This window comes from Amycolatopsis ponsaeliensis (assembly GCF_030182635.1).
GTDB classification, from domain to species: Bacteria; Actinomycetota; Actinomycetes; order Mycobacteriales; family Pseudonocardiaceae; genus Amycolatopsis; species Amycolatopsis ponsaeliensis.
Map to the genome: position 1 here is coordinate 1 of NZ_JAPZLD010000015.1, position 22,988 is coordinate 22,988.

A 22,988-nucleotide genomic window follows, 5' to 3' on the forward strand; every position below is an offset into this window, starting at 1 on the left:
TTCGGGTTCCGCACACCCGAATCCCTCATGGCACTGGCCATGCTCTCCCTGGGCGGCCACCGACCCGAACTACCAGGCCGATGACCACCCACACATCAATACGAAGAGCCCCTTAAGTCCATGAGGGTGCCCTTCATGGCATTGGGCTCAGTCGGGCCAGGAGGGCTTGCGCTTCTCCAGGAACGCCGCCATGCCTTCGCGCGCGCCGGGCAGCTGCGACGCCGAAGCCATGACCTCCAGCGCGATCGCGTAGGCGTCGGCCTCGGGCCGGTCGAGCTGGGCGTACAGCGTGACCTTGCCCATCGTCTTGCTGGCCCGGCTGCCACGGGTCGCCCGCCCCAGCAGCTCCGCGATGGCGTCGTCGAGCTGGTCGTCGGGGACGACGCGGTTGACCAGGCCCCAGTCCAACGCGGTCGGCGCGTCGATGACGTCACCGGTCAGCGCCAGCTCCATCAGCCGCTTGCGGCCGATGGAGCGCGCCACCGGCACCGCCGGCGTGTGGCAGAACCAGCCGCCCTTGCCGCCCGGGAGCGCGAAGCCCGCCGACTCGGCGGCGATGGCGAGGTCGCACGACGCCACGAGCTGGCACCCCGCCGCCGTGGCCAGGCCGTGCACGCGCGCGATGACGACCTGCGGCACCGACTGCATGGTCTTCATCAGGTCCGTGCACAGCGTCAGCAGCTCGCGCACACCCATCAGGTCACGCGCGGCGACGTCGCCGAAGTCGTGCCCGGCGGAGAACACCGGCCCCGCGCCGGCCAGCACGATGCCGGTCGCGTCGGACGTCCCCGCCTCGTGGAACGCGGCGAGCAGCTCGGCCAGGTGATCCGCGGAAAGCGAGTTGCGCCGCGCCGCGCGGTTCATGGTGATCGTGACGGTGTCGCCGTCGCGCTTGACCAGGATGTGTTCGTACTCGGTCATGCTTTGAAGGTACAGCGGCGCGAAGCGCCTCAGTTGAGGGTGGCGGTGGGGAGGAAGGCGGAGGTAACCCTTCGGAATGTGCGCCGATAGCTGTCCGGCCCGACGCCCACTTCGGCGCGCATCCGGCGTCGCAGATTGGCCGCGGTTCCCAGGCCGGAGCGTTGCGCGACCCGCTCGACCGGCAGCTCCGTCGTCTCCAGCAACCGCTGCGCGTACCGGACGCGCTGCACGCGCAACCAGCGTCCCGGGGTCACGCCGGCGGCCGCGGCGAACTCGCGGTGGAACGTCCGCTCGCTCATCCGCGCGTGCCCGACGAGGTCCTCGACGCCGATCCCGGAGCCGAGCCGCGCCAGCGCCCAGTCCATTGTGGACGCCATGCCGGGCTGGGCAGCCGCCGGGGGCAACGGGTTGTCGACGTACTGCCGCTGCCCGCCCTCGCGCGCCGGGGGCATCACCAGACGGCGGGCGAGCGACGCGGCGACCTCCGCGCCGTGGTCGCGGCGGACCAGGTGGAGACACAGGTCGAGCCCGCCGACGACGCCCGCCGACGTCAGGATGCCGCCGTCGTCGGTGTAGAGCACGTCGCGCTGGAGGTCGGCGCGCGGCGCTGCGACGGTCAGGGCGTCGAAGTCGCGCCAGTGCGTGGTCGCCGGACGGCCGTCGAGCAGGCCGGCGGCCGCCAGCGTGAACGCGCCCGAGCACAACGCGGCGACGGTCGTCCCCGCCCGGTGCGCCCGCCGCAGTGCCGCGACGGCGGCCGGCGAGACCGGCGCGAGCGGATCGTCGCGCCCCGGCGCCAGGACGAGGTCGCAGCCGTCGAGGCCGGCGAGCCCGTGCGTCGCCGCGACGTCCCCGAACGGCGAGACGGCGGTGCGGATCCGGCCCTGGCTGCACAACCGCAGCGTGAACGGGCCGATCCCGCTGTCGGTCCGGTCCTGGCCCCAGACCTCGCCGATCACCGCGAGGTCGAACATCCGGGTACCCGGCAGCAGCAGAACGCCGATCGTGCGCATGGCAGGAAAGTACCGCATCGCGCGTCTCCTGCCACTACCCTGCGCGGCAGAAGCCCGCGAAACTCGACGTCATGACCGAAACGGCACTCATCCTGATCGACGTCCAGCGCGGGTTCGACGAGCCCGGCTGGGGACCGCGCAACAACCCCGGCGCGGAAGCGAACATGAAGGCACTGCTCGACGCGTGGCAGGAGCGGCGGCTGCCGGTCGTGCTGGTGCACCACGACTCGACCGGGCCGGCGTCGTCGCTGCGGCCCGGCCAGCCCGGCAACGACTTCAAGCCCGAGCTCGACGGCGCGCGCCCCGACCTCGTGTTCGGCAAGAAGGTCAACTCGGCCTTCATCGGCGACGTCGACCTCGACGCGTGGCTGCGCAAGCGCGGCATCACGAGCTTCGTCCTGGCCGGGATCCAGACGAACTTCTGCTGCGAGACCACCGCGCGGATGGGCGGGAACCTCGGCTACGACGTGACTTTCGCGCTCGACGCGACGTTCACGTTCGACCTGCCGGGGGTGGACGGCGACGTCGTCACGGCCGACGAGCTGTACCGCGTCACGGCGGCGAACCTGGCGAACCAGTTCGCCACCGTGAAGTCCACCAAGGAGATCCTCGCGGGCCTCAGCTGAGGCCGTTGCGCTCCCGGACGAGCGAGACGATGCCGTCCATGATGTCGGTCAGCTCGTAGTCCTTCGGCGTGAACACGCGGGCGATGCCGCGCTCGGTCAGCAGCGCGGCGTCGTCCGGCGGGATGATGCCGCCGACGATCACCGGGACGTCGCCCGCGCCCGCGGCACGCAGGCCGTCGACGACGTGCGGGACGACCTCGAGGTGCGAGCCGGAAAGCACCGAGAGCCCGACGACGTGCACGCCTTCCTGCACCGCGGCCGCGACGATCTGCTCGGGCGTCAGCCGGATGCCCTGGTAGACGACCTCGAAGCCGACGTCGCGCGCCCGGACGGCGACCTGCTCGGCGCCGTTGGAGTGCCCGTCGAGGCCGGGCTTGCCGACCAGGATCCGCAGCCGCTCGCCGAGCTCCGCTTCGGTTTCCCGGACCCGGGAGCGGACGCGTTCGATCTGCGGGTCGCCCCCGCCGCCCGCGGTCGCGGAAACCCCGGTGGGCGCCCGGTATTCGCCGAACACCTCGCGCAGCGCGCCGGACCACTCGCCGGTCGTCACGCCGGCCCGCGCGCAGTCCACAGTGGCCTCGAAGAGGTTTTCCGTGGTCTGCGCGCGGTCCTTCAGCGCGGCCAGCGACCGCTCGACGGCGGCGTCGTCGCGCTGGGTGCGCCATTCCTCGATCGCGGTGACGGCGGCCTTCTCGACGGCCGGGTCGATCGTCTCGATCGCCTTCGCACCCTCGGCCTGCAGAGGCGACGGCTCGGTCGTCTCGAACTTGTTGACGCCGACCAGGACGCGCTCGCCGTTTTCCATCCCGCGGCGGTATTCGGCGAGCGAACCGACCAGCTGCGACTTCATGTAGCCGCTCTCGACGGCGGCGACCGCGCCGCCGAGGTCCTGCACGCGGGCGATCTCCTCGCGCGCGCCGGCCATGATCTCGTCGACCTTGGCCTGGATGACGTGCGAGCCGTCGAAGATGTCCTCGTACTCCAGCAAATCGGTCTCGAACGCGAGCACCTGCTGCATCCGCAGCGCCCACTGCTGGTCCCACGGCCGGGGCAGCCCGAGCGCCTCGTTCCAGGCGGGCAGCTGGATCGCGCGGGCGCGGGCGCCGCGCGAGAGCGACACCGCGAGCATCTCCAGCACGATCCGCTGGACGTTGTTCTCCGGCTGGGCTTCGGTGAGCCCCAGCGAGTTGACCTGGACGCCGTAGCGCAGGCGGCGCGCCTTCGGATCCGTTACGCCGTAACGGTCTCTCGTGATTTCGTCCCAGAGCGCGGTGAACGCGCGCATCTTGGACATCTCCTCGACGAACCGGACGCCGGCGTTGACGAAGAACGAGATCCGCGCGACGACCTTGGCCATGTCGGCCGCGTCGACCTGGCCGGAGTCGCGGACGGCGTCGAGCACGGCGATCGCGGTGCACAGCGCGTAGGCGACCTCCTGCGTCGGCGTCGCGCCGGCTTCCTGCAGGTGGTAGCTGCAGATGTTGATCGGGTTCCACTTCGGCACGTGGTGCACGGTCCACGCGATCATGTCGGTGATCAGCCGCAGGCTCGGGCCCGGCGGGAAGATGTAGGTCCCGCGGGACAGGTACTCCTTGATGATGTCGTTCTGCGTCGTGCCGGTGAGCTTCGCGAGGACTTCGTCGACGTCGCGGCCTTCGGTTTCGGCCTGCTCACGCGCCACGGAGACGTACAGCGCGAGCAGCCACATGGCGGGCGCGTTGATCGTCATCGACGTGTTGGCCTCGGCGAGCGGGATGCCGTCGAAGAGCCGCCGCATGTCGCCGATGTGCGAGATCGGCACGCCGACCTTGCCGACCTCACCGCGGCTGAGCTGGTGGTCCGGGTCGTAGCCGGTCTGCGTCGGCAGATCGAAGGCGACCGAGAGGCCGGTCTGGCCCTTGGCGAGGTTGCGCCGGTAGAGCTCGTTCGACGCGGCCGCGGAGGAGTGCCCCGCGTACGTGCGCATCACCCAGGGGCGATCCCGCTCGTGGTCGGATGGGTACGGCACTGTGCACCTCCGGCGTGGACGACCCATCGAGTGTACCGGCCGGTAACTTATGCGGCGGAGTGGAATCGGACACGTCCGAGTGACTCAGTCCTCGGCCTGTTCCTGCACGATCAGGTCGCGCAGCCCTCGGGCGTCCGGCACGGCGAACATCTCGATCGGGGCCGGCGCGCCCTTCACCGGCACCGCGGAGCCGAAGACGTCCGCGGACCCGCCCGGCACCGGGAAGGTGAGGTTGCCGAGACCGTCGTGGCCGATCGGGGTGACCGTCGGCAGGACCAGGTCGGTCCAGGTGCGGATGCGGCCCGAGACGCGGTCGGCCACGACGACCCGCTGATCGGTCACCGCGTACACCGAGCGGCGCGTCGCCCGCAGCCGCACGATCACCGGCACCCAGACGAACGCGAGCCCGACGGTCACCGAGACCACGAACATGACCGGGACGCGGCCGTCCGGGAACGGCAACCCGAGGGCGGCGAACACCACGGACACCAGGATCGAGCCGAAGACGAGGCGGTACCACTCGAGGCCCGTCGGCACGACCCGCTGCGGTCGCCCCGACCACAGCAGCCGCTCACCCGGCTCCAGGACGATCAAAGGCACATCCACGGCAACCTCCCCGGCGCTCTTTGCCGGGCTGACGCTCCGGACGGGCGCCGAGGTTGCCCTCAGACGGCCGAAGTGTCCGGGTCCGGCGGGGCCTTGGCCTCGCCGATGGCCTTGGCGAGCAGCGCCCGCACCCGCGCCGGCTCGGCGATGCCCGCCAGCACGACGGGGAGCTGCCCGGACTTGGTCCGGTGGGCGCCGTACCTCGCGGCCGCCACGAGGTACGGCTCGACCGGGCCGAAGGTGATGGTCCCGGTGCCGCCGCGCTCCGGCAGCACGACCGGCGAGGCCAGGCCGGTGAGCCGCGCGGTCGTCGTCCGCCGCCACACCACGCCGGCGTCGACGAGCACCCGCCGGTCGGTCACGACGTAGGTCAGCCTGCGGAGCTGCAGGAACCGCACGCCGGCGTGGACGAGCAGCAGGCCACCGCCCGCGGCCGTCGCCTGGAGGGCCGGCCGGGTGTCCGCGGCGACCGCGACCCCGAGCAGGCCGAGCAAGACGATCAGGACCAGCATGGCCGCCAGGTGGTCGTAGCGGTTGAACAGCCGCCGGATCACCGGCTTGCCCGTCCACAGCACCTCTTCGCGCATGCACCGGGCACGCTCGGGCGGGTCCCGCGGTTGCCCTCAGGCGGCCGAAGTGTCGGAGGCGTCCGCTTCCGGCGGGGCTTGGCGGGCCTTGGCCTCGTCGATGGCCTTGGTGAGCAGGTCGCGGACGCGCTTGGGCTCGCCGACGCCCATCAGCGTCACTTCGCCCGATCCGACGGTGATGGTGCCGGTGCGCGACGGTCCCGGCTTGAGGACCGGCGCCGGCAGCCCGGCCAGCTCACTGGCGCGTTCCTTCTGCCGGAACAGCCCCGAACGCGCGATGATCCGGCTGTCGGTCACGGCGTAGGTCGTGCGCCCGAGCGCGAGGTACCGGACGGCGGACCGGCCGACGGCGCCGTACAGCCCGATCACCAGCACGACGACGGCGCCGGCCATGGCGCCGCCACTGGGCTGCTTCGCGAGCAGGAACCAGAGCGCGGCCACGGCGACGATGAGTCCGGCAGGGGCGATCACCCCGTCCGCGGCGACGTAGAACGGGCGCTGGACCGGCTCCCCGGCCCAGAGCACGCGCTCACCGGGTAGAAGATCGATTTCCCCTGCTGACATGGCAGAACACTACTCTGCGGACGCTCGCCGTGCCGAGTTCCGAGCGCGTTGCACGTGGTCGTGCACTCTCCGTGCCCCCGAATACCCGTACCCGAGCCGTGTGACGGAAATCCGCGAGACCGGACCCGCACCCGTCGTTTAGCGTGGGCAGCCGTGACGTGGAGCGCTTACGGAAGTTACCTGGTCATCGTGACCCTGATCGTGCTCGCGCCGGGCCCGGACACGATGGTGATGCTGAAGAACGCGCTGTCCGGCGGGTTCCGCGGCGGGCTGCTCGCGTCGCTCGGCATCTTCAGCGGCAACGCCGTCCAGGGCAGTGCCGCGGCGCTCGGGCTCGGCGTCGTCATCGCGCGCTCGCAGCCGGTGTTCCTCGCGCTCAAGTGGGTCGGCGCGGCCTACCTCGTCTTCCTCGGCTTCCAGGCGCTGCGCGGGGCGTTCCGCGGGAACTACGACGTCGTCGAGCAGGTCCAGCAGCGCCGCGGCGGTGGGTTCCGGCGGTTCCGCGAAGGGTTCCTCTCCAACATCACGAACCCGAAGGTGCTGGTGCTGTACCTGTCCGTGCTGCCGCAGTTCCTGACGCCGCAGTCGAGCATCGGGGACTCGCTGGTGCTGGCCTACACCGTCGCGGTGCTCGGCGGCCTGTGGCTGCTGGTGCTGCTGTTGTTCGTGCACCGCGTCCGCGCGTGGCTGGGCCGCCGCCGGGTGCGTCGTACGCTGGACGGCGTCACCGGCACCGCGCTGCTCGGGTTCGGCGCCGCTCTCGCCCTGGAGTCCTGATGACGTGGAGCACCTACCTGGCGTTCGCCGGGATGATGGCGTTCCTGGCGATGATGCCGGGCCCGGACACGATGGTCGTGCTGAAGAACGCCCTGACCGGCGGCGCCCGCGGTGGCGGCTGGGCGTGCGCGGGCATCAGCGTCGCGAACTTCCTGCAGGGCACGGCGGCCGCGTTCGGGCTGGGCGCGGTGATCACGCGCTACCGGCCGCTGTTCGAGACGGTGAAGTGGCTGGGCGCGGCCTACCTGGTGTTCCTGGGAATCCAGGCATTGCGCGGCGCTTGGCGCGGGAACTACGAAGCCCTCGACGACGTCCGCCGCGCTCGCGCTTCCCGGAGCCGCAGGTTCCGGGAGGGCTTCCTGTCGAACATCACCAACCCCAAGGTGATCGTGCTGTACCTGTCGGTGCTGCCGCAGTTCCTGACGCCGGCGTCGACGCTGGGTGACTCGCTGCTGCTGGCGTACACCGTCGCGGCGCTCGGGGTGGTCTGGCAGGTACTCCTGCTGCTGTTCGTGCACCGGGTCCGCGCGTGGCTGCAGCGCCGCCGGGTGCGCCGCGCGATGGACGGCGCGACGGGGATGGCGCTGATGGGCTTCGGGGCGGCGCTGGCTTTCGAAGGCTGACCCACCACGATCCGGAACTCGCGGCGGAGGGTCACGCCACCGTCCTAACCTGACGTCATGACCTGGGGAACCTACGGCACCTACGTGCTCTTCGTCCTGCTCGTGCTGGTGGTCCCGGGGCCGGATACCGCCCTGGTGCTCAAGAACTCCCTCGCCGGCGGCAAGCGCGGCGGGTCCCTGACGGCGCTCGGCATCGGGTCCGGGAACCTGGCCCAGGGTGTCGCCGCCGCGCTCGGGCTCAGCGCCGTCATCGTGCGCTCCGAGCCGGTGTTCCTCGCGCTGCGGTGGGCCGGCGCCGGGTACCTCGGCTATCTCGGCGTCAAAGCCCTCATCGCGGCCTGGCGCGGGGACTACTCCGCGCTCGAGACGACCAAGCCGGGCGGTGGGCGGCGCTGGCGTGAAGGCTTCCTCTGCAACCTCACCAACCCGAAGGTCCTCGTCTTCTACCTGTCGATGCTGCCGCAGTTCCTGACCCCGCAGTCCACCATCGCCGAGTCGCTGCTGCTCGCCGCCACCGTCGGGGTGCTCGCGACGCTCTGGCAGCTCGTCATCGTCGCCGGGGTGCACCGGATCCGGGCGTGGCTGCAACGCCGCCGGGTGCGCCGCGCGATGGACGGCGCAACCGGGACGGCGCTGCTCGGCTTCGGGGCGGCCCTGGCCCTCGAGGGTTAGAGCGTGCGGTCCAGCCAGTCGTAGATCCGGCTGGCCGCGAGGCGCTGGGCGCCGACGTGGCAGTGCGCGTCCGCGCCCTCCTCCGCCGTGAACGTCATCAGCGTCTTCGGTGCGTTCAGGTGGTCGTACAGCCGGCGCGGCTCGGTCTCCGTCTCCCCGGCGAAGAAGAGGTCGTCCGCCGCTTCGCACACCAGCGTCGGGCACGTGATCTTCTCCGCGACGCCGTCCTCCAGCGTGTACTCGAGGTACTTCGCGACGAACTCGCGGTCGGTCGCCGCGCCCAGGACGTACCGGCCGTGGTCGCACGCCCAGCGCAGCGTCGAGTTCGCCTCGCGGCCGGCCGCCAGCAGCGCGTCGAACTCCGGGTCCTCCGCGGCCCGCGCCCGGCGGACGATCTCCTCGCGCGGCCACGGCAGCATCTGCGTCACCGCGGATCCCGCGTCGTACACCCCGTCCACCGCGACGACCGCCGCCAGCCGGGGCTCGAACGCCGCAGCGCGCGGGGCGAGCACGCCGCCGAGGCTGATGCCGAGCAGCGCCACGCGGGACGGGTCCACGCCCTCGAGTCCCAGCGCGAAGTCCACCACCGGCGTGACGACGTGCTCCCAGTCGGGCCGGAACACCAGCTTCTCGCGCCGGATCGCGCTCGGCTGACCGGGACCGTCGAACGTCAGCACGTGGTAGCCGCGCTCCGCGCCCGTCGCCGCGCCCATGAAGTGGCACTCCTCGGCGCTGCCGTCGAAACCGCTGTGGATCAGCAGTACTGGCTTCGGCCCGTCGCCCGGCGCGCGGTAGAAGTACCCCTGCAGAACCGTTCCCTCGTAAGGGATTTCGACCGGTTCCGCGACGCCCGCCCGCCGGAAGCACTCGACGCTGCGGTCGTAGGCCGCCGCGATCCGCGGGTCGGCCGGGTCGCCGTGGAGGAAGAACTCGGACGAGAAGTAGTACGTCGACGCGCGCAGCAGCAGGTCCCGCGCGGTGATCGGGCCCGCGTCGGCGGCCTCGGCGTACAGGCGGTCGGCCAGGGCGCGGTAGGCGTCGTGCCAGCTGTCGTAGTCGCCGGCCGTCACGGTCGACGCGGCCGCGAGCACCTCGCCGAAGTCCGAACCGCCGTAGGCCGCGTGACCGAACAGGCGCAGCGTCTCGAACCAGAACTGCGGGTCTTCGGTGAACATGAGCTGCTTCATCGGATCTCTTCCTCCACAAAGGTTTCGAACGGGCGGGCAGGCCGGCCGGTGACCTCTTCGACGGCCGGGGTGACGCGGTCTTCGGCGCCGCGCCGGATGTCCTCGTCGAGCGCCGCGAGGACCTCGGAGAACTCGGGCGGAATCCCGAACGCGGTCACGCGGGCCGCGAACTCGGCGGTGCTCACGGCGCGGTGCCGCACCGGGCGGCCGGTGTGCGCGGCGATGATCGACGCGGCTTCGGCGTAGCTCACCGCGGCCGGACCGGTGAGCACGTGTTCGGTGTTGTGCGGTTCGGGATCGGTCAGCGCGCGGACGGCGACCGCCGCGATGTCGCCGGCGTCGACGAACGCGACCCGCGCGTCCCCGGTGGCGGTGACGATCTCGCCGTCGCGGACGCCCCGGGCGACGAGGTGCTCGCCGGTGAAGTTCTGCATGAACCAGGACGGCCGCAGCACGGCCCACTCCGGTGCCGCGCGCACCAACCGCTGCAGGTCGCCGAGCCCGGGCGTGTCCGCCGTGACGGCCGACGAGCTGAGCAGCACGACCCGGCGGACGCCCGCGGCCAGAGCGTCGTCCAGGAACGGCGTCACCAGCTTCGCCGGCGAAGCCTCGCCGATCGGCGGCAGCAGGTACACCGCGGAGACGTCGTGCAGCGCGTCGGCGTGGGTCGAGCGGTCGGTCCAGTCGAACCGGACCTGCCCGGGCTCACCCGGCTTGCGCGTGGCCGCCCGCGCCGCGAACCCGGCGTCACGCAGGCCCGCGACGACCCGGCGGCCGGTGGTGCCGGTGCCGCCGAGGACCAGGACGTCAGCCACCGAAGGCCGCCGTCAGCTCGTCGACGCCGCCGAGGATCCCGGCCGCGGCCAATGGGCTCCAGTAGTCGCGGTAGTGGCGGATTTCGCCGTCCTCGACGGTGATCACCGCGATGTACGACAGCTCGTACGGCTTCCCCGTGGCCACGACGACCCCGGCGACCGTGAACTCGGCGACGACCACCGCCGGATCGGTCGTCTCGTGCACGGTCTTGGCGACGACCTCGCGGATGTCCAGGAGGTTCGGGTAGTCGCGCAGGTAGTCGCGGATCGCGTCACGGCCTTCGACGCGCTTCGGGTAGCCCGGGCCGGCGAACGGGAACTCCAGGACGCCGTCGGGTGCCCAGAGATCGGCGAACCCGGCCATGTCGTGCTTCAGCAGCAGCTCGAGCGCGCGCTCGACGAAGTCTCGCATCGCAGCCTCCTTGAACGTTCGGACGAGACGGTACCGTCCCGACGTCAGAGTAGACGGGACGGTACCGTTCCGTCCACCCGCTACACTGCGCCCATGGCACGCACCCCGACCGGCGCCGCGGTCCTCCAGCCCGAGGTCACGCAGGCGATCAGCGAAGCCGTCATGTGGGAACTCGCCGAACAGGGCTACGGGCGGCTGTCGATGGAAGCGGTGGCCAAACGCGCCGGCGTCGGCAAGAGCGCGTTGTACCGGCGGTGGGCGTCGAAGGAGCACATGATCGCCTCCGTCGTGACGGAGTTCAGCGTGGCCCGCGCGGCGGAGGCCGACACGGGCTCCCTGCGTGGCGACCTGCGCGAAACGATGCAGGCCCTGATCGACTGGCTCACGCACCCGCTGTTCTCGCGGATCCTGCCGGACCTGGTCGCGGAGGACGCCCGCAACCCGGACCACGGCCGCGGCCTGCGCGAGGCCATCGGCGGCCCCCGCCGCGAGGTCGGCGAGGCGATGCTGCGCCGCGCGATCACCCGCGGCGAGCTACCGGCGGACCTGGACATGGAACTGGCGCTCGACACCCTGGCGGCGCCGATCTACTGGCGCCTGGTGGTCCGCCTGGCCCCGGCGGAGCCGGACTACGTGGACCGGCTGGTGGAGTTCGCCCTGCGCGCACTCGGCGCCCAGGAGACGTGAAATGCCATGAAGGGCACCCTCATGGACTTAAGAGCCATGAGGGTGCCCTTCATGGCATTCGGCTAGGCCCGCTCGGGCTCGCCGCTGACGCGCTTGATGTTCGCGCCCAGGCGGTTCAGGTTCTCGACGAAGTGCGGGTAGCCGCGGTCGATGTGGAAGACGTCCCAGACCTCGGTGACGCCGTCCGCGCACAGGCCCGCCAGCACCAGGCCGGCCCCCGCGCGGATGTCGGACGCCCAGACCGGCGCGCTGGAGAGCCGCTCGACACCGCGGACCACCGCGTGGTGGCCGTCGGTGCGGGCGTCACCGGAGAGCCGGATCATCTCCTCGATGAACCGGAACCGCGCCTCGTAGACGTTCTCCGTGATCATCGACGTGCCCTCGGACACCGCCGAGAGCGCCACCGCGAACGGCTGCAGGTCGGTCGCGAAGCCGGGGTACGGCAGCGTCACCCAGTCGACCGCCTTCGGGCGTTCCGGCTGGACCACGCGGAAGCCCTTGTCGCCGAACGTCTCGACGTCCGCGCCGGCCAGCTGCAGCTTGTTCAGGATCAGGTCGAGGTGGTGCGGGTTGACACCGCGGACCGTGATGTCGCCGCGGGTCATCGACGCCGCGAACGCCCAGGTCGCGCCCACGATCCGGTCGCCGATCACGCTGTGCTCGGTCGGGTGCAGCTGCTCCACGCCGTGCACGGTCAGCGTCGACGTCCCGGCGCCCTCGATCTTCGCGCCCATCTCGGTGAGCATCGTGCAGATGTCGACGATCTCGGGCTCGCGCGCGCAGTTGTCGATGACCGTGGTGCCCTCGGCGAGAACCGCCGCCATCAGGATGTTCTCGGTCGCGCCGACGCTCGGGAAGTCGAGCCAGATCTGCGCGCCGACCAGCGTCTCGGCCTTCGCGACGACGCAGCCGTGCTCGATGGTGCTCGTCGCGCCCAGCTTGCGGAGGCCGTTCTGGTGCATGTCCAGCGGCCGCGAGCCGATCGCGTCGCCGCCCGGCAGCGCGACGACGGCCTGCTTCAACCGCCCGACCAGCGGCCCCAGCACGCAGACGGACGCGCGCAGCTTGCCCATCGCGGCCGAGTCCGCGCGGTGCGACAGCTCGGCCGGCGTCGTGATGGTGGCGGTGTCGCCCTCGATCACGACCTCGCAGCCGACGCTCCGCAGCACGTCGCCCATCAGCGGGACGTCGAGGATCTGCGGGCAGTTCGTGATGGTCGTGGTGCCCTCGGCCAGCAGGGCCGCGGCCATCAGCTTCAGCACGCTGTTCTTGGCCCCGACCACGTCGACCTCGCCGACCAGCCGGGCTCCGCCATGCACGTCGAAGTGCTCGCTCATGGCCGCCAATCATGCCCTCTCGCCCGGATTCGGCCCGGGCGGGGGCCGCTATGGTGGGTTCATGGTCGTTCGCATCAACCGCGTCTACACGAAGGTCGGCGACAGCGGCACGACCGCGCTCGGTGACGGGTCCCGCGTGCCCAAGACGTCCCCGCGCCTGGGCGCGTACGCGGACACCGACGAGACGAACTCCGTGCTGGGGCTGGCGATCGCGGTCGGCGGATTGCCGGGCGAAGTCACGGACGTGCTGCGTACGGTGCAGAACGATCTCTTCGACGTCGGCGCGGACCTCTGCCTGCCGATCTCCGACGACCCGCCGTACCCGCCGCTGCGGATCACCGAGAAGTACGTCGAGCGGCTCGAGGGCTGGTGCGACGAGTTCAACGACCGCCTGCCGAAGCTGACGTCGTTCATCCTGCCGGGCGGCACGCCGGGCGCGGCCTTCCTGCACCAGGCGCGGACGGTGTCCCGGCGCGCGGAGCGCTCTGCCTGGGGCCTCTACGAGGCGGAGCCGGAGACGACGAACCCGATCGCCCTGAAGTACCTGAACCGGCTGTCGGACCTGCTGTTCATCCTCGCCCGGCTGGCGAACCCCGAGGGTGACGTGCTGTGGCAGCCGGGCGGGCAGCCCTCCTAGATCCCCCAGCTCTCCCGCAGCGACCCGAGTGCCTGGTGGAAGCCGGGGAACGTCTTCTTCACGCACTCCGGGTCGTCCAGGGTGATGCCCGGCGTCCGCAGGCCCGTGATGCTGAACGCCATCGCGATCCGGTGGTCGCGGCGGCACTTGACCAGCGCACCGGTGGGCGTGCCCGGCTGGATCTCGATCCAGTCGCGGCCCGTCTCGACCTGGATGCCGAGCGCGCGCAGGTTCTCCTCGCACGCGTCCAGCCGGTCGCACTCCTTGATGCGCGTGTTGTAGACGTCCTCGATCCGCACCGGGCCCGAAGCGAACGGCGCGATCGCCGCCAGCGTCGGGACCGTGTCGGAGATGTCGCGCATGTTCACGGTGATCCCGCGCAGGCCGTCCGAGGGCCCCGCGACCGTCACCGAGTCCTCGGTCAGCTCGACGTGCGCACCCATCCGCTCCAGCACCGACACGAACTGGACGTCACCCTGGAGCGCCGAGGACCCCAGCCCCGGGACGGTCACCGTGCGGCCCGTGACCGCCGCCGCGGCCAGGAAGTAGCTGGCCGTCGACGCGTCCGGTTCCACGGGGTACTCGCACGCCTGGTACGGCTGCGGTGGCACCACGAACGTCTTGCCCTCGCGCCGGACGTCGACGCCGAAGCGCCGCATCATCTCCAGCGTGATCTCGACGTACGGCACCGACACGAGGTCGGTCACCGTGATCCGCAGCCCCTCCGCGGTCAGCGGCCCGAGCAGCAGCAACGCCGTCAGGAACTGGGACGACAGCCCCGCGTCGAGGGTCAGCGCACCGCCCTTGACGCCGTTCGCGCGGATCGTCAGCGGGTGGTGACCCGGCTCGCCCTCGAAGGTCAGGTCGACGCCGAGCTCCTGCAGCGCATCGGTGAGCGGGCCGAGCGGGCGGCGGCGCATCTGGTCGGAGGCGTCGAAGTGGAACGTCCCGGTGCCGGCCGCGGCCAGCGCGGGCAGGAACCGGGCCGTCGTGGCGCCGTCGCGGCAGAAGACGTCCGCTTCGGCGACCCCGGGGCCCGAAGGACGACCCTCGATGGTCCACGCGCCCGGCTGCCGGTCGACGCCGTAGCCGAGCTTGACGAGCCCCTCGGCGAAGCCCTCGGTGTCGTCCGAATGCAGCGGACGGCCGAGGGTCGTGGTGCCGTGCGCGGCGGCGGCCAGGAACAGGCCGCGGGCGGTAACGGACTTGGAGCCGGGGATCTCGACGAGAGTCACGAACCCCAGTTTAGTGGGGTGAGATCTCGACCATCGGGCCCCAGTCGGAGGCGTCCTGGACGTTGATGATCTGCGGGTTGTCGCTGATGTAGGCACCCAGGTTCGCGACCGCCCACTTGAAGTGGTCGGAGCCGACGTGCGCGACGGCGGCGTCCTGGCCTTCGAAGCCCTCGACCAGCACGTACGTGTTCTTGTCCTCGATGCTGCGGGACCACTCGAAGAACCGGTTGCCCGCCTCGCCGCGGGTGTTCTTGGTGTAGTCCGCGACGATGTCCGGCCAGGCTTCCGCGTGCTCCGGCTTGACCGGGAACTTGACCACGATGAAGATCATGCCCTCAACCCTAAGCCCTGGAGCAGGGGTCCGGCTGTCTCGGTTTGAGACAAACAGCGTCAGGAGGCCCGGGGAAGACGTCGCCCGGGCGGAGCGGATTCGAGCCAGGAGAGGAAGCCCGTGAGCGCACCCGGCCCCATCGCGATCTCGATCGCTTCCTGGGTCTCGGACTCGCAGCGCAGCACGATCGAGCCTTCGGGAACGGCGTAGGCCTCGGTCCCGGACGGGTCGCGCCGGTCGGCGATCTGCATGCTTGCACGCTGGAAGACGCGGTCCGGGCCGGTCCGCAGGCTCCACACGCGGTACCAGACGAACTCGTCGCCCTCGTAGCGGCCCAGCCCCAGGTGCCAGCTGGACCGCGCGGCGTCCGGACGCCATCGCAGCGCGACGCTCACGCCCCCGCCACGGCGCATCCGGATCCAGCGCTGGCCGTACCAGGCGACCAGCACGGCGAGCACGATCAGGAGCCCGGCTACCACCACGGTGATCTTCACGGCCCGGCTCCTGCCCGTCTCCCGCTCAGGCCGACTGACCTGCCGCGCGGAGCTGGGCCGTAGCCCTCGTCCGCTCGGTCTCGTCGTCGGCGGTCAGTGCCGCCTTCGCCGCGTCGACATCGATTTCGTCGGACAGCTCGGCGCTCTCGGCGAGGATGCTCACCCCGGTACCGGTCACGGAGAGGAATCCGCCGTGCACGGCCGCGCAGACCGTCTCGCCGTCGGTGGTCGTCACCTTGACCACGCCACCCTCGACGAGCTGCCCGAGCACGGGTTCGTGGCCGGCCATGATGCCGATCTCGCCCTCGGTGGTCTGGGCCACCACGAAAGTGGCGGTACCCGACCAGAGACGGCGCTCGACAGCCACCAGCTCCACGGACATCTCGGCCACGTAGCACTCCTTAACTCGGGGTGTTGCCACCGAGTGTAATAGGTCGGACTCGCTCTATGAGAACGGCGGGGGCCCGAGTCCACAATGGACACAGCCCCCGCCGCGCTCAGGACGTCACTTCTTGGTGATTTCCTTGTACTTCTTCTCGAGGTCTTCGAGGCCACCGATACCCAGGAACGCCTGCTCCGGGTAGTGGTCGAAGTCACCCTTGGAGATGCGGTCGAACGACTCGATGGTCTCCGACAGCGGCACCGTCGAGCCCGGGATCTGCGTGAACGCCTCCGCGACCAGCATGTTCTGCGAGAGGAAGCGCTCGATCCGGCGGGCGCGCTGGACGGTGAGCTTGTCCTCTTCCGAGAGCTCGTCCATACCGAGGATCGCGATGATGTCCTGCAGCTCCTTGTACTTCTGCAGGATCCGGATGACCTCGGAAGCCACCCGGTAGTGGTCCTCACCGACGATGGCCGGGTCGAGGATCGTCGACGTCGACGCCAGCGGGTCCACCGCCGGGAAGATGCCCTTCTGGAAGACACCACGCGAGAGCTCGGTGGTGGCGTCCAGGTGGGCGAACGTCGCGGCCGGGGCCGGGTCGGTGTAGTCGTCCGCGGGGACGTAGATCGCCTGCATCGAGGTGATCGAGCGACCCCGGGTCGAGGTGATCCGCTCCTGCAGCTGGCCCATCTCGTCGGCCAGCGTCGGCTGGTAACCCACGGCCGACGGCATGCGGCCCAGCAGGGTCGACACCTCGGAACCGGCCTGGGTGAACCGGAAGATGTTGTCGATGAACAGCAGCACGTCCTGGTTCTGCACATCGCGGAAGTACTCCGCCATGGTCAGCGCGGACAGGGCGACGCGCATGCGCGTGCCCGGCGGCTCGTCCATCTGGCCGAACACGAGGGCGGTGTCGTTGATGACGCCGTCTTCGCTCATCTCCAGGAAGAGGTCGTTGCCCTCACGGGTGCGCTCGCCGACCCCGGCGAACACCGACGTACCACCGAAGTTCCGGGCGACACGGGTGATCATCTCCTTGATGAGCACCGTCTTGCCGACGCCGGCACCGCCGAACAGGCCGATCTTGCCACCCTGGACGTACGGGGTGAGCAGGTCGACGACCTTGAGGCCGGTCTCCAGCATCTCCGTCTTGCCCTCGAGCTGGTCGAAGGACGGCGGGTTGCGGTGGATGCCCCAGCGCTCGAGGTCGTCGCCGTAGCCGGGCTCGTCGAGGCACTCGCCGAGCGCGTTGTAGACGTGACCCTTGACCTTGTCGCCCACCGGCACGGTGATCGGCTTGCCGGTGTCGGTGACCTCGGCGCCCCGGACCAGGCCGTCCTGCGGCTGGAGCGAAATGGTGCGGACGAGGTTGTCGCCCAGGTGGCTGGCGACCTCGAGGGTCACCGTCTTGCGCAGCTGCTCGAACTCGATCTCGACCTTGAGCGCGCTGAACTGGTCAGGCACGGAACCGCGCGGGAACTCGACGTCGACGACCGGACCGGTCACCGACACGATGCGCCCCTTGGCGCGCGGGGCTTCAGTACTGGTCATCAATCATCACTTCCTGCTGCGGTGAGCGCGTTCGCGCCACCGACGATTTCGGAGATCTCCTGGGTGATCTGCGCCTGGCGGGCCTGGTTCATCTCCCGCGTCAGGTTGCCGACCAGCTCGTTCGCGTTGTCCGACGCCGCCTTCATCGCCGTCCGGCGGGCGGCCAGCTCGGACGCCGCGGACTCGAGCAGGGCGGCGTAGAGACGCGTGTTGATGTACTTCGGCAGGAGCGCGTCCAGCAGCTTGTCGGCACTCGGCTCGAACTCGTAGCTGGGGAGCAGCTCGCCCGCGGGCTTCTGCTCCTCGCCGTCGGTGTACTCGACCTCCAGCGGCGCGACGCGCTTGGCGATCGGCCGCTGGGTCAGCATCGACACGAACTCGGTGTAGACGATGTGGATCTCGTCGACACCCGCGACGCCGTCGGCGTTGCCGTGCTCGTCGTCGACACCGGCCATGAACGACTGGACGAGGGCCTCGCCGGCCGCGACCGCGCCGGTGTAGGTCGGCTGGTCGGAGAAGCCCGTCCAGCTGTCCACGACCGGGCGGTCCCGGAACCGGTAGTAGTTCAGGCCCTTGTTGCCGGTGACGTAGATCTGCGCTTCCTTGCCCTCGGAACGAAGCAGGGAAAGCAGCTCTTCGGTCGCGCGCAGCACGTTGGAGTTGTAGCCACCGCACTGGCCCTTGTCACTGGTCACGACCAGGACAGCGGCCCGCTTCGGGTTCGGGCGCTCGACCAGCATGGGGTGGTCGAGGTTGGCCGCCGCACCGGCCAGCGCCGAGAGCACCTTGGTGATCTCGTCCGCGTACGGCCGGGAAGCGGCGACCTTCGCCCGCGCCTTGGTGATGCGCGCGGTGGCGATGAGCTCCATCGCCTTGGTGATCTTGCCGATGGACTTGGTCGCCTTGATGCGCGACCGAAGTTCCCGGAGTTGTGCGGCCATGAGCTATCAGCTCACTTCTTCGGGGCGGGCTTGTTGACCTTGACGGTCTCGTGCCCGACCTTGTCGGCGTCCATGGCGTCGGCGTCCGCCTCGACGAGGGACTTGCCCTCGGACGTGGTGAACTCCTTCTTGAACTCGTTGACCGCGTTGACCACGCTTTCGCGGGTCTCCTCGGGGAACTTGCCCGATTCGCGGATGCCGCCGAGCAGGTCCGAGTGCTTGCGCCGGGCCGAGTCGAGGAACTCGTGGTTGAAGCGGCGGACGTCCTCGGTCGGGACCGAGTCGTAGTGGCCGTTCGTGCCCAGGTACACCGTGAGGACCTGCTCCTCGACCGGGACCGGCGAGTACTGCGGCTGCTTGAGCACCTCGTACAGCCGGGCACCGCGCTCGAGCTGCGCCTTCGACGCGTCGTCGAGGTCCGAGGCGAAGGCGGCGAACGCCTCCAGCTCGCGGTACTGCGAAAGGTCGATCCGGAGCGAGCCCGCGACGTCCTTCATCGCCTTGACCTGCGCGGCACCACCCACGCGGGACACCGAGATGCCCACGTCGATGGCCGGGCGCTGACCGGCGTTGAACAGGTCCGACTGGAAGAAGCACTGGCCGTCGGTGATCGAGATGACGTTCGTCGGGATGTAGGCCGACACGTCGTTGGCCTTCGTCTCGATGATCGGCAGCCCGGTCAGCGAGCCGGCGCCCAGCTCGTCCGAGAGCTTCGCGCACCGCTCGAGGAGACGGGAGTGCAAGTAGAAGACGTCGCCGGGGAACGCCTCGCGGCCCGGCGGGCGGCGCAGCAGCAGCGAGATCGCGCGGTACGCGTCGGCCTGCTTGGTCAGGTCGTCGAACACGATGAGGACGTGCTTGCCCTCGAACATCCAGTGCTGGCCGATGGCCGAGCCGGTGTACGGCGCGATCCACTTGAAGCCGGCGGAGTCCGAAGCCGGAGCCGCGACGATGGTGGTGTACTCCATCGCGCCGGCGTCCTCGAGGGACTTCTTGACCGCGGCGATCGTGGAGCCCTTCTGGCCGATCGCGACGTAGATGCAGCGAACCTGCTTCTTCTCGTCGCCGGTGTCCCAGTTGGCCTTCTGGTTGATGATCGTGTCCACCGCGACGGCGGTCTTGCCCGTCTTGCGGTCGCCGATGATCAGCTGGCGCTGGCCGCGGCCGATCGGGGTCATCGCGTCGATGGCGGTGATGCCGGTCTGCAGCGGCTCCGACACCGGCTGGCGCTCGACCACCGAAGCGGCCTTGACCTCCAGCGGGCGGCGGTCGGTGGTCTCGATCTCGCCGAGGCCGTCGATGGGGGCACCCAGCGGGTTGACGACGCGGCCGAGGTAGCCGTCGCCGACCGGCACCGACAGGACCTGGCCGGTGCGCTTGACCTGCTGGCCCTCTTCGATGCTTTCGAAGTCGCCGAGGATCGCGGCACCGATGGAGCGCGCGTCCAGGTTCAGTGCGACGCCCAGGACGCCGCCGGGGAACTCGAGCAGCTCGTTGGCCATGGCCGAGGGCAGGCCCTCGATGTGGGCGATGCCGTCACCGGCGTCGATCACGGTGCCAACTTCTTCCCGGCTCACGTCCGGGGCGTAACTCGAGACGTAGTTCTCGATCGCGCTACGGATCTCATCCGAGGAGATCGTCAGCTCGGCCATGTCTTTCCCGCTCTCGCTTCGTTCTTGCCAGTATGCAAAGTCTTGTGTGACCTGGGGCTATGCCCGGGCCAGCCGCCTGCGCAGCGCTGCCAGCTGGCCCGCCGCGCTCCCGTCGATGACCTCGTCGCCGACGCGGACGACGAGCCCGCCGCCGAGCCGGGGGTCGACCTCGACGTGCAGCGCGATCCGCCGCCCGTAGATGGCGTCGAGCTTCGCGCCCAGCTGGGCGGTCTGCTCGTCGGTCAGGGCGTTCGCGCTGGTCACGTAGGCGACCGAGCGCTGACGGCGTTCCGCGGCCAGCTTGACCAGCTTGTCGAGCCCGACGCCGACGCCGCGGCCCTTGGCCCGGCGCACGACCTGCTCGACGAGGGTCTCGGTGACCACGTCCACCTTGTCGGCGAACAGCCCGCGCACCAGGGTGCGCTTGGCGTCGGCGGGACCGGCCAGGTCGGAGAGCGCGGCCTCCAGTTCCGGGGCGCCGGCCACGATCCGCGCGACCTGGAACAGCTGGGACTCGACGGTGTCGACGTTCCCGGTCTTCTCGGCCGCGGTGAGCAGCGCCGAGCGGCCGAGCTCCTCGAGCCCGTCGGTCAGCTGACGGGGGCTGGACCAGCGGCTGCCCGCCACGGCGTCGAGCACCTTCAGGGCCGGTTCGGACAGCTTGCCGTCGAACAGCCGGCGCACCAGCGCGGTGCGCGCCTCCGGCGTCGCCGAAGCGTCGCTCACCGCCCGGCGCAGGCCGATTTCCCGGTCCAGCAGGTCGACGACCGAGAGCAGCTCGTCGCCGACCGTGGCCGCGTCGGCGCCCGCGTCGGCCAGAACCTCGCCGAGACGTTCCTCGGCGAGGCCGAGCGCTTCACGGCTCGCAGCATGCAGCGTCATTACGGTCTACTTCCCCGCTCCACCAGCGGCACCGGCGGTCTCCAGCTCCGCGAGGAACCGGTCGACGGTGCCACGACGGCGCGCCTCGTCTTCGAGCGACTCGCCGACGATCCGGCTGGCCAGCTCCACGGCGTTGCGGCCCATGTCGGCCCGCAGTTCGGCGATGATCTGCGCCTTCTGGGCCTGCAGCTGGGCGTGCCCCTGGGCGACGATGCGCTGGGACTCGGCCTCCGCCTCGGCCCGCAGTTCCGCCTTGATCTGCTCGGCTTCGAGCCGGGCGTCGTCGCGGATCTTCGCGGCCTCGCTGCGGGCTTCCTGCAGCTGCGCCTTGTACTTGGCCAACGCGTCTTCCGCTTCGGCCTGCGCCTTCTCGGCCTTCTCGATACCGCCCTCGATCATCTGGGCGCGCTCTTCGTACGCGGCCTCGAAGCGAGGGACGACGTACTTCTTCAGAACGAGCAGCAGGATCACGAAGGCGACGATTCCGAGAATGACCTCGGGAATGTGCGGGATGATCGGGTTGGGCGCCTCTTCGGCGGCCAACACCAATTCAGTCTTCAGCACGTCGTCTCCTTAAGCGATGAGCTGGCGAACTCAGGCAGCGGAGGCGATGAAGTAGATGACGATACCGATCAGGGCCAGCACCTCGGTCAGAACGAACGTCGAGAAGCCGATGCCCTGCAGCTTGCCCTGCGCCTCCGGCTGGCGGGCGGTGCCGTTGATGACGGCGGCGAAGATCAGACCCACACCGATGCCCGGGCCGATCGCGCCGAGGCCGTAACCGATGGCGGCGAGGCCGGGGTTGATGTTGACGGCGTCAGCGGCGGCCTGGGCCAGAACGATGTTGCTCACGTGCATTTCCCTTCACTTCGGTCCACGCGCTCGCGTGAATCGGGGGCTTGTGTTCTCAGTGCTCCGACGCCAGCGCGGCGCCGATGTACCCGGCCGACAGCAGGGCGAAGATGTAGGCCTGCAGCACCTGGATGAAGGCCTCGAGGAAAGTCATCAGGATCGCGAAGATGAACGCCACCGGCGAAACGAGCTTCAGCCCGAACCCGTCGGTCTCGGTCAGCAGGAAGCTGCCGCCGAGGGTGAACACCATGATGATGAGGTGACCGGCGAACATCGCGGCGAACACTCGGATGGCGAGCGTGGCCGGCGCGATGAAGAACTTCTGCGCGAACTCGATCGTCGAGAACAGCGGCAGCACGAAGCCCGGGACTCCAGCCGGCGCGAGCTCCTTCTTCAGGTAGCCCTTGAAGCCGTAACGCTTGAAGCCGACGTAGTGGTAGACCGGGTAGACGACCAGCACCGAAAGCGCGAGCGGGAAACCGATCCGCGCCATGGTCGGGAACTGGAAGAACGGGATGATCCCGAAGAGGTTGTTCACCAGTACGAAGGTGAACAGGCCGAGGATCAGCGGAAGGAACGGCTTGAAGTCCTTCGAGCCGATCTGTTCCCGGGCGATGTTGTTGCGGCCGAAGTTGTAGACCGACTCGGCGATGAACTGTCCCTTGCCGGGGACGACCTTCAGCTTCCGGGACGCCAGCACGAAGTAGGCGATGATGATGACCACCGAGATCACCACGAGCAGCATCGGCTTGGTGAAGCTGCCCCAGTACCCGGAGCCGAAAAGAGGCGGCAGGTTGAAGTCCGCCACACCGGGGGGCGTGAAAGTGCCACCCTCGGTCAGTACCAGCGCGCCCACTGGGCTCCTTCCGGTTCTCCCGGCCGGCGTTCACTCCGCCGGGGGAATCGTCACGATCTGGACTTAACGTACCCGATACGTATCGGGACGCCGGAGGCGGCTGCCCCACTGTGCGATGAACACGGCTTCACGTTCTGCACACGGGGTTGTCTCGCGTGAACACTGCCCTGCGGTCTACTTCGGACCAGCGGCGAAGAGGCGGAACTACACGGTCGCCACACTGCTGATCGCGGTTCGTCTTAGGGAGCGTGCGGCCGAGGCCGCCACCCTTGACGCGGACCATACCAGCAGGTCAATCAGTGCCGTACAGGCGTACTCCATACCAACCGATCAGCGCAGG

At 70.1% G+C, this 22,988-nt stretch carries 27 protein-coding genes; 6 read left to right on the plus strand and 21 right to left on the minus strand.

Translation table 11 applies throughout. The annotated features are described in order from the left end of the window. Window positions 1-147: 147 nt before the first annotated feature. Both QQ657_RS22495 and QQ657_RS22500 read right to left on the minus strand, forming a co-directional pair. Window positions 148-921 (minus strand): enoyl-CoA hydratase-related protein, encoded by a 774-nt coding sequence (locus tag QQ657_RS22495; RefSeq protein WP_284744186.1) that lies wholly within the window; start codon window positions 919-921, stop codon window positions 148-150. Between the two features lie 29 nt (window positions 922-950). Further along, window positions 951-1,934 carry a GlxA family transcriptional regulator gene (locus QQ657_RS22500; RefSeq protein WP_284744187.1) on the minus strand — a complete coding sequence of 328 codons (984 nt, stop codon included), beginning with the start codon at window positions 1,932-1,934 and terminating at the stop codon, window positions 951-953. A 71-nt stretch (window positions 1,935-2,005) separates the two neighbouring features. Between QQ657_RS22500 and QQ657_RS22505 the strand changes: the two genes are divergently transcribed. Next, window positions 2,006-2,560 carry a cysteine hydrolase family protein gene (locus QQ657_RS22505; RefSeq protein ID WP_284744188.1) on the plus strand — a complete coding sequence of 185 codons (555 nt, stop codon included), beginning with the start codon at window positions 2,006-2,008 and terminating at the stop codon, window positions 2,558-2,560. Here the strand turns inward: QQ657_RS22505 and QQ657_RS22510 are convergent. The 4 genes from QQ657_RS22510 to QQ657_RS22525 form a co-directional block, all read right to left on the minus strand. After that, complete coding sequence (locus QQ657_RS22510; RefSeq protein WP_284744189.1) at window positions 2,553-4,568, minus strand: protein meaA; 2,016 nt, start codon at window positions 4,566-4,568, stop codon at window positions 2,553-2,555. The genes QQ657_RS22505 and QQ657_RS22510 overlap by 8 nt on opposite strands. 84 nt (window positions 4,569-4,652) lie before the next feature. Continuing rightward, window positions 4,653-5,174 (minus strand): hypothetical protein, encoded by a 522-nt coding sequence (locus QQ657_RS22515; RefSeq protein WP_284744190.1) that lies wholly within the window; start codon window positions 5,172-5,174, stop codon window positions 4,653-4,655. A gap of 59 nt (window positions 5,175-5,233) precedes the next feature. Then, complete coding sequence (locus QQ657_RS22520) at window positions 5,234-5,761, minus strand: PH domain-containing protein (protein WP_284744191.1); 528 nt, start codon at window positions 5,759-5,761, stop codon at window positions 5,234-5,236. A gap of 36 nt (window positions 5,762-5,797) precedes the next feature. Next, the gene (locus tag QQ657_RS22525; RefSeq protein WP_284744192.1) at window positions 5,798-6,325 is read right to left on the minus strand and encodes a PH domain-containing protein; all 528 of its coding nucleotides are present in this window, start codon (window positions 6,323-6,325) and stop codon (window positions 5,798-5,800) included. A 153-nt stretch (window positions 6,326-6,478) separates the two neighbouring features. On the opposite strand from QQ657_RS22525, the gene QQ657_RS22530 reads away from it, so the two are divergent. Genes QQ657_RS22530 through QQ657_RS22540 form a run of 3 tightly spaced genes read left to right on the plus strand, consistent with a single transcriptional unit; the run spans window position 6,479 to window position 8,397 of the window. Beyond that, a complete protein-coding gene (locus tag QQ657_RS22530) occupies window positions 6,479-7,102 on the plus strand; it encodes a LysE family translocator (RefSeq protein ID WP_284744193.1) in 624 nt (207 codons plus the stop codon). Then, entirely contained in the window at window positions 7,102-7,725 is a 624-nt protein-coding gene (locus QQ657_RS22535) for a LysE family translocator (RefSeq protein WP_284744194.1), read from the plus strand. Before QQ657_RS22530 ends, QQ657_RS22535 begins: the two co-directional genes overlap by 1 nt. A 57-nt stretch (window positions 7,726-7,782) precedes the next feature. Continuing rightward, on the plus strand, window positions 7,783-8,397 hold the full coding sequence (locus tag QQ657_RS22540) for a LysE family translocator (RefSeq protein ID WP_284744195.1): 615 nt from the start codon (window positions 7,783-7,785) through the stop codon (window positions 8,395-8,397). Here the strand turns inward: QQ657_RS22540 and QQ657_RS22545 are convergent. Genes QQ657_RS22545 through QQ657_RS22555 form a run of 3 tightly spaced genes read right to left on the minus strand, consistent with a single transcriptional unit; the run spans window position 8,394 to window position 10,811 of the window. Beyond that, window positions 8,394-9,584 carry an alpha/beta hydrolase family protein gene (locus tag QQ657_RS22545; RefSeq protein ID WP_284744196.1) on the minus strand — a complete coding sequence of 397 codons (1,191 nt, stop codon included), beginning with the start codon at window positions 9,582-9,584 and terminating at the stop codon, window positions 8,394-8,396. The genes QQ657_RS22540 and QQ657_RS22545 overlap by 4 nt on opposite strands. Next, window positions 9,581-10,399, minus strand: a complete 819-nt coding sequence (locus QQ657_RS22550; protein ID WP_284744197.1) for an NmrA family NAD(P)-binding protein — start codon at window positions 10,397-10,399, stop codon at window positions 9,581-9,583. The genes QQ657_RS22545 and QQ657_RS22550 overlap by 4 nt, the downstream gene beginning before the upstream one ends. Continuing rightward, window positions 10,392-10,811 carry a nuclear transport factor 2 family protein gene (locus QQ657_RS22555; protein ID WP_284744198.1) on the minus strand — a complete coding sequence of 140 codons (420 nt, stop codon included), beginning with the start codon at window positions 10,809-10,811 and terminating at the stop codon, window positions 10,392-10,394. The genes QQ657_RS22550 and QQ657_RS22555 overlap by 8 nt, the downstream gene beginning before the upstream one ends. A gap of 93 nt (window positions 10,812-10,904) precedes the next feature. Between QQ657_RS22555 and QQ657_RS22560 the strand changes: the two genes are divergently transcribed. Beyond that, a complete protein-coding gene (locus QQ657_RS22560) occupies window positions 10,905-11,498 on the plus strand; it encodes a TetR/AcrR family transcriptional regulator (protein ID WP_284744199.1) in 594 nt (197 codons plus the stop codon). Between the two features lie 62 nt (window positions 11,499-11,560). Here the strand turns inward: QQ657_RS22560 and murA are convergent, their stop codons facing one another. Next, the gene (murA, locus tag QQ657_RS22565) at window positions 11,561-12,835 is read right to left on the minus strand and encodes a UDP-N-acetylglucosamine 1-carboxyvinyltransferase (protein WP_284744200.1); all 1,275 of its coding nucleotides are present in this window, start codon (window positions 12,833-12,835) and stop codon (window positions 11,561-11,563) included. A 61-nt stretch (window positions 12,836-12,896) separates the two neighbouring features. Between murA and QQ657_RS22570 the strand changes: the two genes are divergently transcribed. Continuing rightward, a complete protein-coding gene (locus QQ657_RS22570) occupies window positions 12,897-13,472 on the plus strand; it encodes a cob(I)yrinic acid a,c-diamide adenosyltransferase (RefSeq protein ID WP_284744201.1) in 576 nt (191 codons plus the stop codon). On the opposite strand, the gene aroA is transcribed toward QQ657_RS22570, so the two are convergent. The 11 genes from aroA to atpB form a co-directional block, all read right to left on the minus strand. Further along, the gene (gene aroA, locus QQ657_RS22575; RefSeq protein WP_284744202.1) at window positions 13,469-14,707 is read right to left on the minus strand and encodes a 3-phosphoshikimate 1-carboxyvinyltransferase; all 1,239 of its coding nucleotides are present in this window, start codon (window positions 14,705-14,707) and stop codon (window positions 13,469-13,471) included. The two genes, QQ657_RS22570 and aroA, sit on opposite strands and share 4 nt — an antisense overlap. Before the next feature lie 10 nt (window positions 14,708-14,717). Beyond that, window positions 14,718-15,038, minus strand: coding sequence for a putative quinol monooxygenase (locus tag QQ657_RS22580; protein ID WP_284744203.1), 321 nt, complete (start codon window positions 15,036-15,038; stop codon window positions 14,718-14,720). A 59-nt stretch (window positions 15,039-15,097) separates the two neighbouring features. Then, the gene (locus QQ657_RS22585) at window positions 15,098-15,532 is read right to left on the minus strand and encodes a DUF2550 domain-containing protein (protein WP_284744204.1); all 435 of its coding nucleotides are present in this window, start codon (window positions 15,530-15,532) and stop codon (window positions 15,098-15,100) included. 25 nt (window positions 15,533-15,557) lie between these two features. Next, window positions 15,558-15,923 carry a F0F1 ATP synthase subunit epsilon gene (locus QQ657_RS22590; RefSeq protein ID WP_284744205.1) on the minus strand — a complete coding sequence of 122 codons (366 nt, stop codon included), beginning with the start codon at window positions 15,921-15,923 and terminating at the stop codon, window positions 15,558-15,560. A 114-nt stretch (window positions 15,924-16,037) separates the two neighbouring features. Continuing rightward, a complete protein-coding gene (gene atpD / locus QQ657_RS22595) occupies window positions 16,038-17,465 on the minus strand; it encodes a F0F1 ATP synthase subunit beta (protein ID WP_284744206.1) in 1,428 nt (475 codons plus the stop codon). Continuing rightward, window positions 17,465-18,406 carry a F0F1 ATP synthase subunit gamma gene (locus QQ657_RS22600; protein WP_284744207.1) on the minus strand — a complete coding sequence of 314 codons (942 nt, stop codon included), beginning with the start codon at window positions 18,404-18,406 and terminating at the stop codon, window positions 17,465-17,467. The genes atpD and QQ657_RS22600 overlap by 1 nt, the downstream gene beginning before the upstream one ends. Before the next feature lie 11 nt (window positions 18,407-18,417). Next, window positions 18,418-20,058, minus strand: a complete 1,641-nt coding sequence (gene atpA / locus QQ657_RS22605) for a F0F1 ATP synthase subunit alpha (RefSeq protein ID WP_284744208.1) — start codon at window positions 20,056-20,058, stop codon at window positions 18,418-18,420. Between the two features lie 57 nt (window positions 20,059-20,115). Then, entirely contained in the window at window positions 20,116-20,940 is an 825-nt protein-coding gene (locus tag QQ657_RS22610) for a F0F1 ATP synthase subunit delta (protein ID WP_284744209.1), read from the minus strand. Window positions 20,941-20,946: 6 nt separating this feature from the next. Then, the gene (locus QQ657_RS22615; RefSeq protein WP_284744210.1) at window positions 20,947-21,504 is read right to left on the minus strand and encodes a F0F1 ATP synthase subunit B; all 558 of its coding nucleotides are present in this window, start codon (window positions 21,502-21,504) and stop codon (window positions 20,947-20,949) included. Between the two features lie 30 nt (window positions 21,505-21,534). Then, the gene (locus tag QQ657_RS22620; protein ID WP_284744211.1) at window positions 21,535-21,792 is read right to left on the minus strand and encodes an ATP synthase subunit c family protein; all 258 of its coding nucleotides are present in this window, start codon (window positions 21,790-21,792) and stop codon (window positions 21,535-21,537) included. A gap of 55 nt (window positions 21,793-21,847) precedes the next feature. Beyond that, entirely contained in the window at window positions 21,848-22,648 is an 801-nt protein-coding gene (gene atpB, locus QQ657_RS22625; RefSeq protein ID WP_284744212.1) for a F0F1 ATP synthase subunit A, read from the minus strand. Window positions 22,649-22,988: the final 340 nt, after the last annotated feature.

Coding starts and splice junctions, on each gene's coding strand:
- QQ657_RS22495 (WP_284744186.1), bottom strand. CDS start 921: ATGACCGAGTACGAACACATCCTGGTCAAGCGCGACGGCGACACCGTC.
- QQ657_RS22500 (WP_284744187.1), bottom strand. CDS start 1,934: ATGCGCACGATCGGCGTTCTGCTGCTGCCGGGTACCCGGATGTTCGAC.
- QQ657_RS22545 (WP_284744196.1), bottom strand. CDS start 9,584: ATGAAGCAGCTCATGTTCACCGAAGACCCGCAGTTCTGGTTCGAGACG.
- QQ657_RS22570 (WP_284744201.1), top strand. CDS start 12,897: ATGGTCGTTCGCATCAACCGCGTCTACACGAAGGTCGGCGACAGCGGC.
- QQ657_RS22540 (WP_284744195.1), top strand. CDS start 7,783: ATGACCTGGGGAACCTACGGCACCTACGTGCTCTTCGTCCTGCTCGTG.
- QQ657_RS22560 (WP_284744199.1), top strand. CDS start 10,905: ATGGCACGCACCCCGACCGGCGCCGCGGTCCTCCAGCCCGAGGTCACG.
- atpA (WP_284744208.1), bottom strand. CDS start 20,058: ATGGCCGAGCTGACGATCTCCTCGGATGAGATCCGTAGCGCGATCGAG.
- QQ657_RS22535 (WP_284744194.1), top strand. CDS start 7,102: ATGACGTGGAGCACCTACCTGGCGTTCGCCGGGATGATGGCGTTCCTG.
- QQ657_RS22525 (WP_284744192.1), bottom strand. CDS start 6,325: ATGTCAGCAGGGGAAATCGATCTTCTACCCGGTGAGCGCGTGCTCTGG.
- QQ657_RS22610 (WP_284744209.1), bottom strand. CDS start 20,940: ATGACGCTGCATGCTGCGAGCCGTGAAGCGCTCGGCCTCGCCGAGGAA.
- QQ657_RS22555 (WP_284744198.1), bottom strand. CDS start 10,811: ATGCGAGACTTCGTCGAGCGCGCGCTCGAGCTGCTGCTGAAGCACGAC.
- QQ657_RS22505 (WP_284744188.1), top strand. CDS start 2,006: ATGACCGAAACGGCACTCATCCTGATCGACGTCCAGCGCGGGTTCGAC.
- murA (WP_284744200.1), bottom strand. CDS start 12,835: ATGAGCGAGCACTTCGACGTGCATGGCGGAGCCCGGCTGGTCGGCGAG.
- QQ657_RS22520 (WP_284744191.1), bottom strand. CDS start 5,761: ATGCGCGAAGAGGTGCTGTGGACGGGCAAGCCGGTGATCCGGCGGCTG.
- QQ657_RS22580 (WP_284744203.1), bottom strand. CDS start 15,038: ATGATCTTCATCGTGGTCAAGTTCCCGGTCAAGCCGGAGCACGCGGAA.
- QQ657_RS22600 (WP_284744207.1), bottom strand. CDS start 18,406: ATGGCCGCACAACTCCGGGAACTTCGGTCGCGCATCAAGGCGACCAAG.
- atpD (WP_284744206.1), bottom strand. CDS start 17,465: ATGACCAGTACTGAAGCCCCGCGCGCCAAGGGGCGCATCGTGTCGGTG.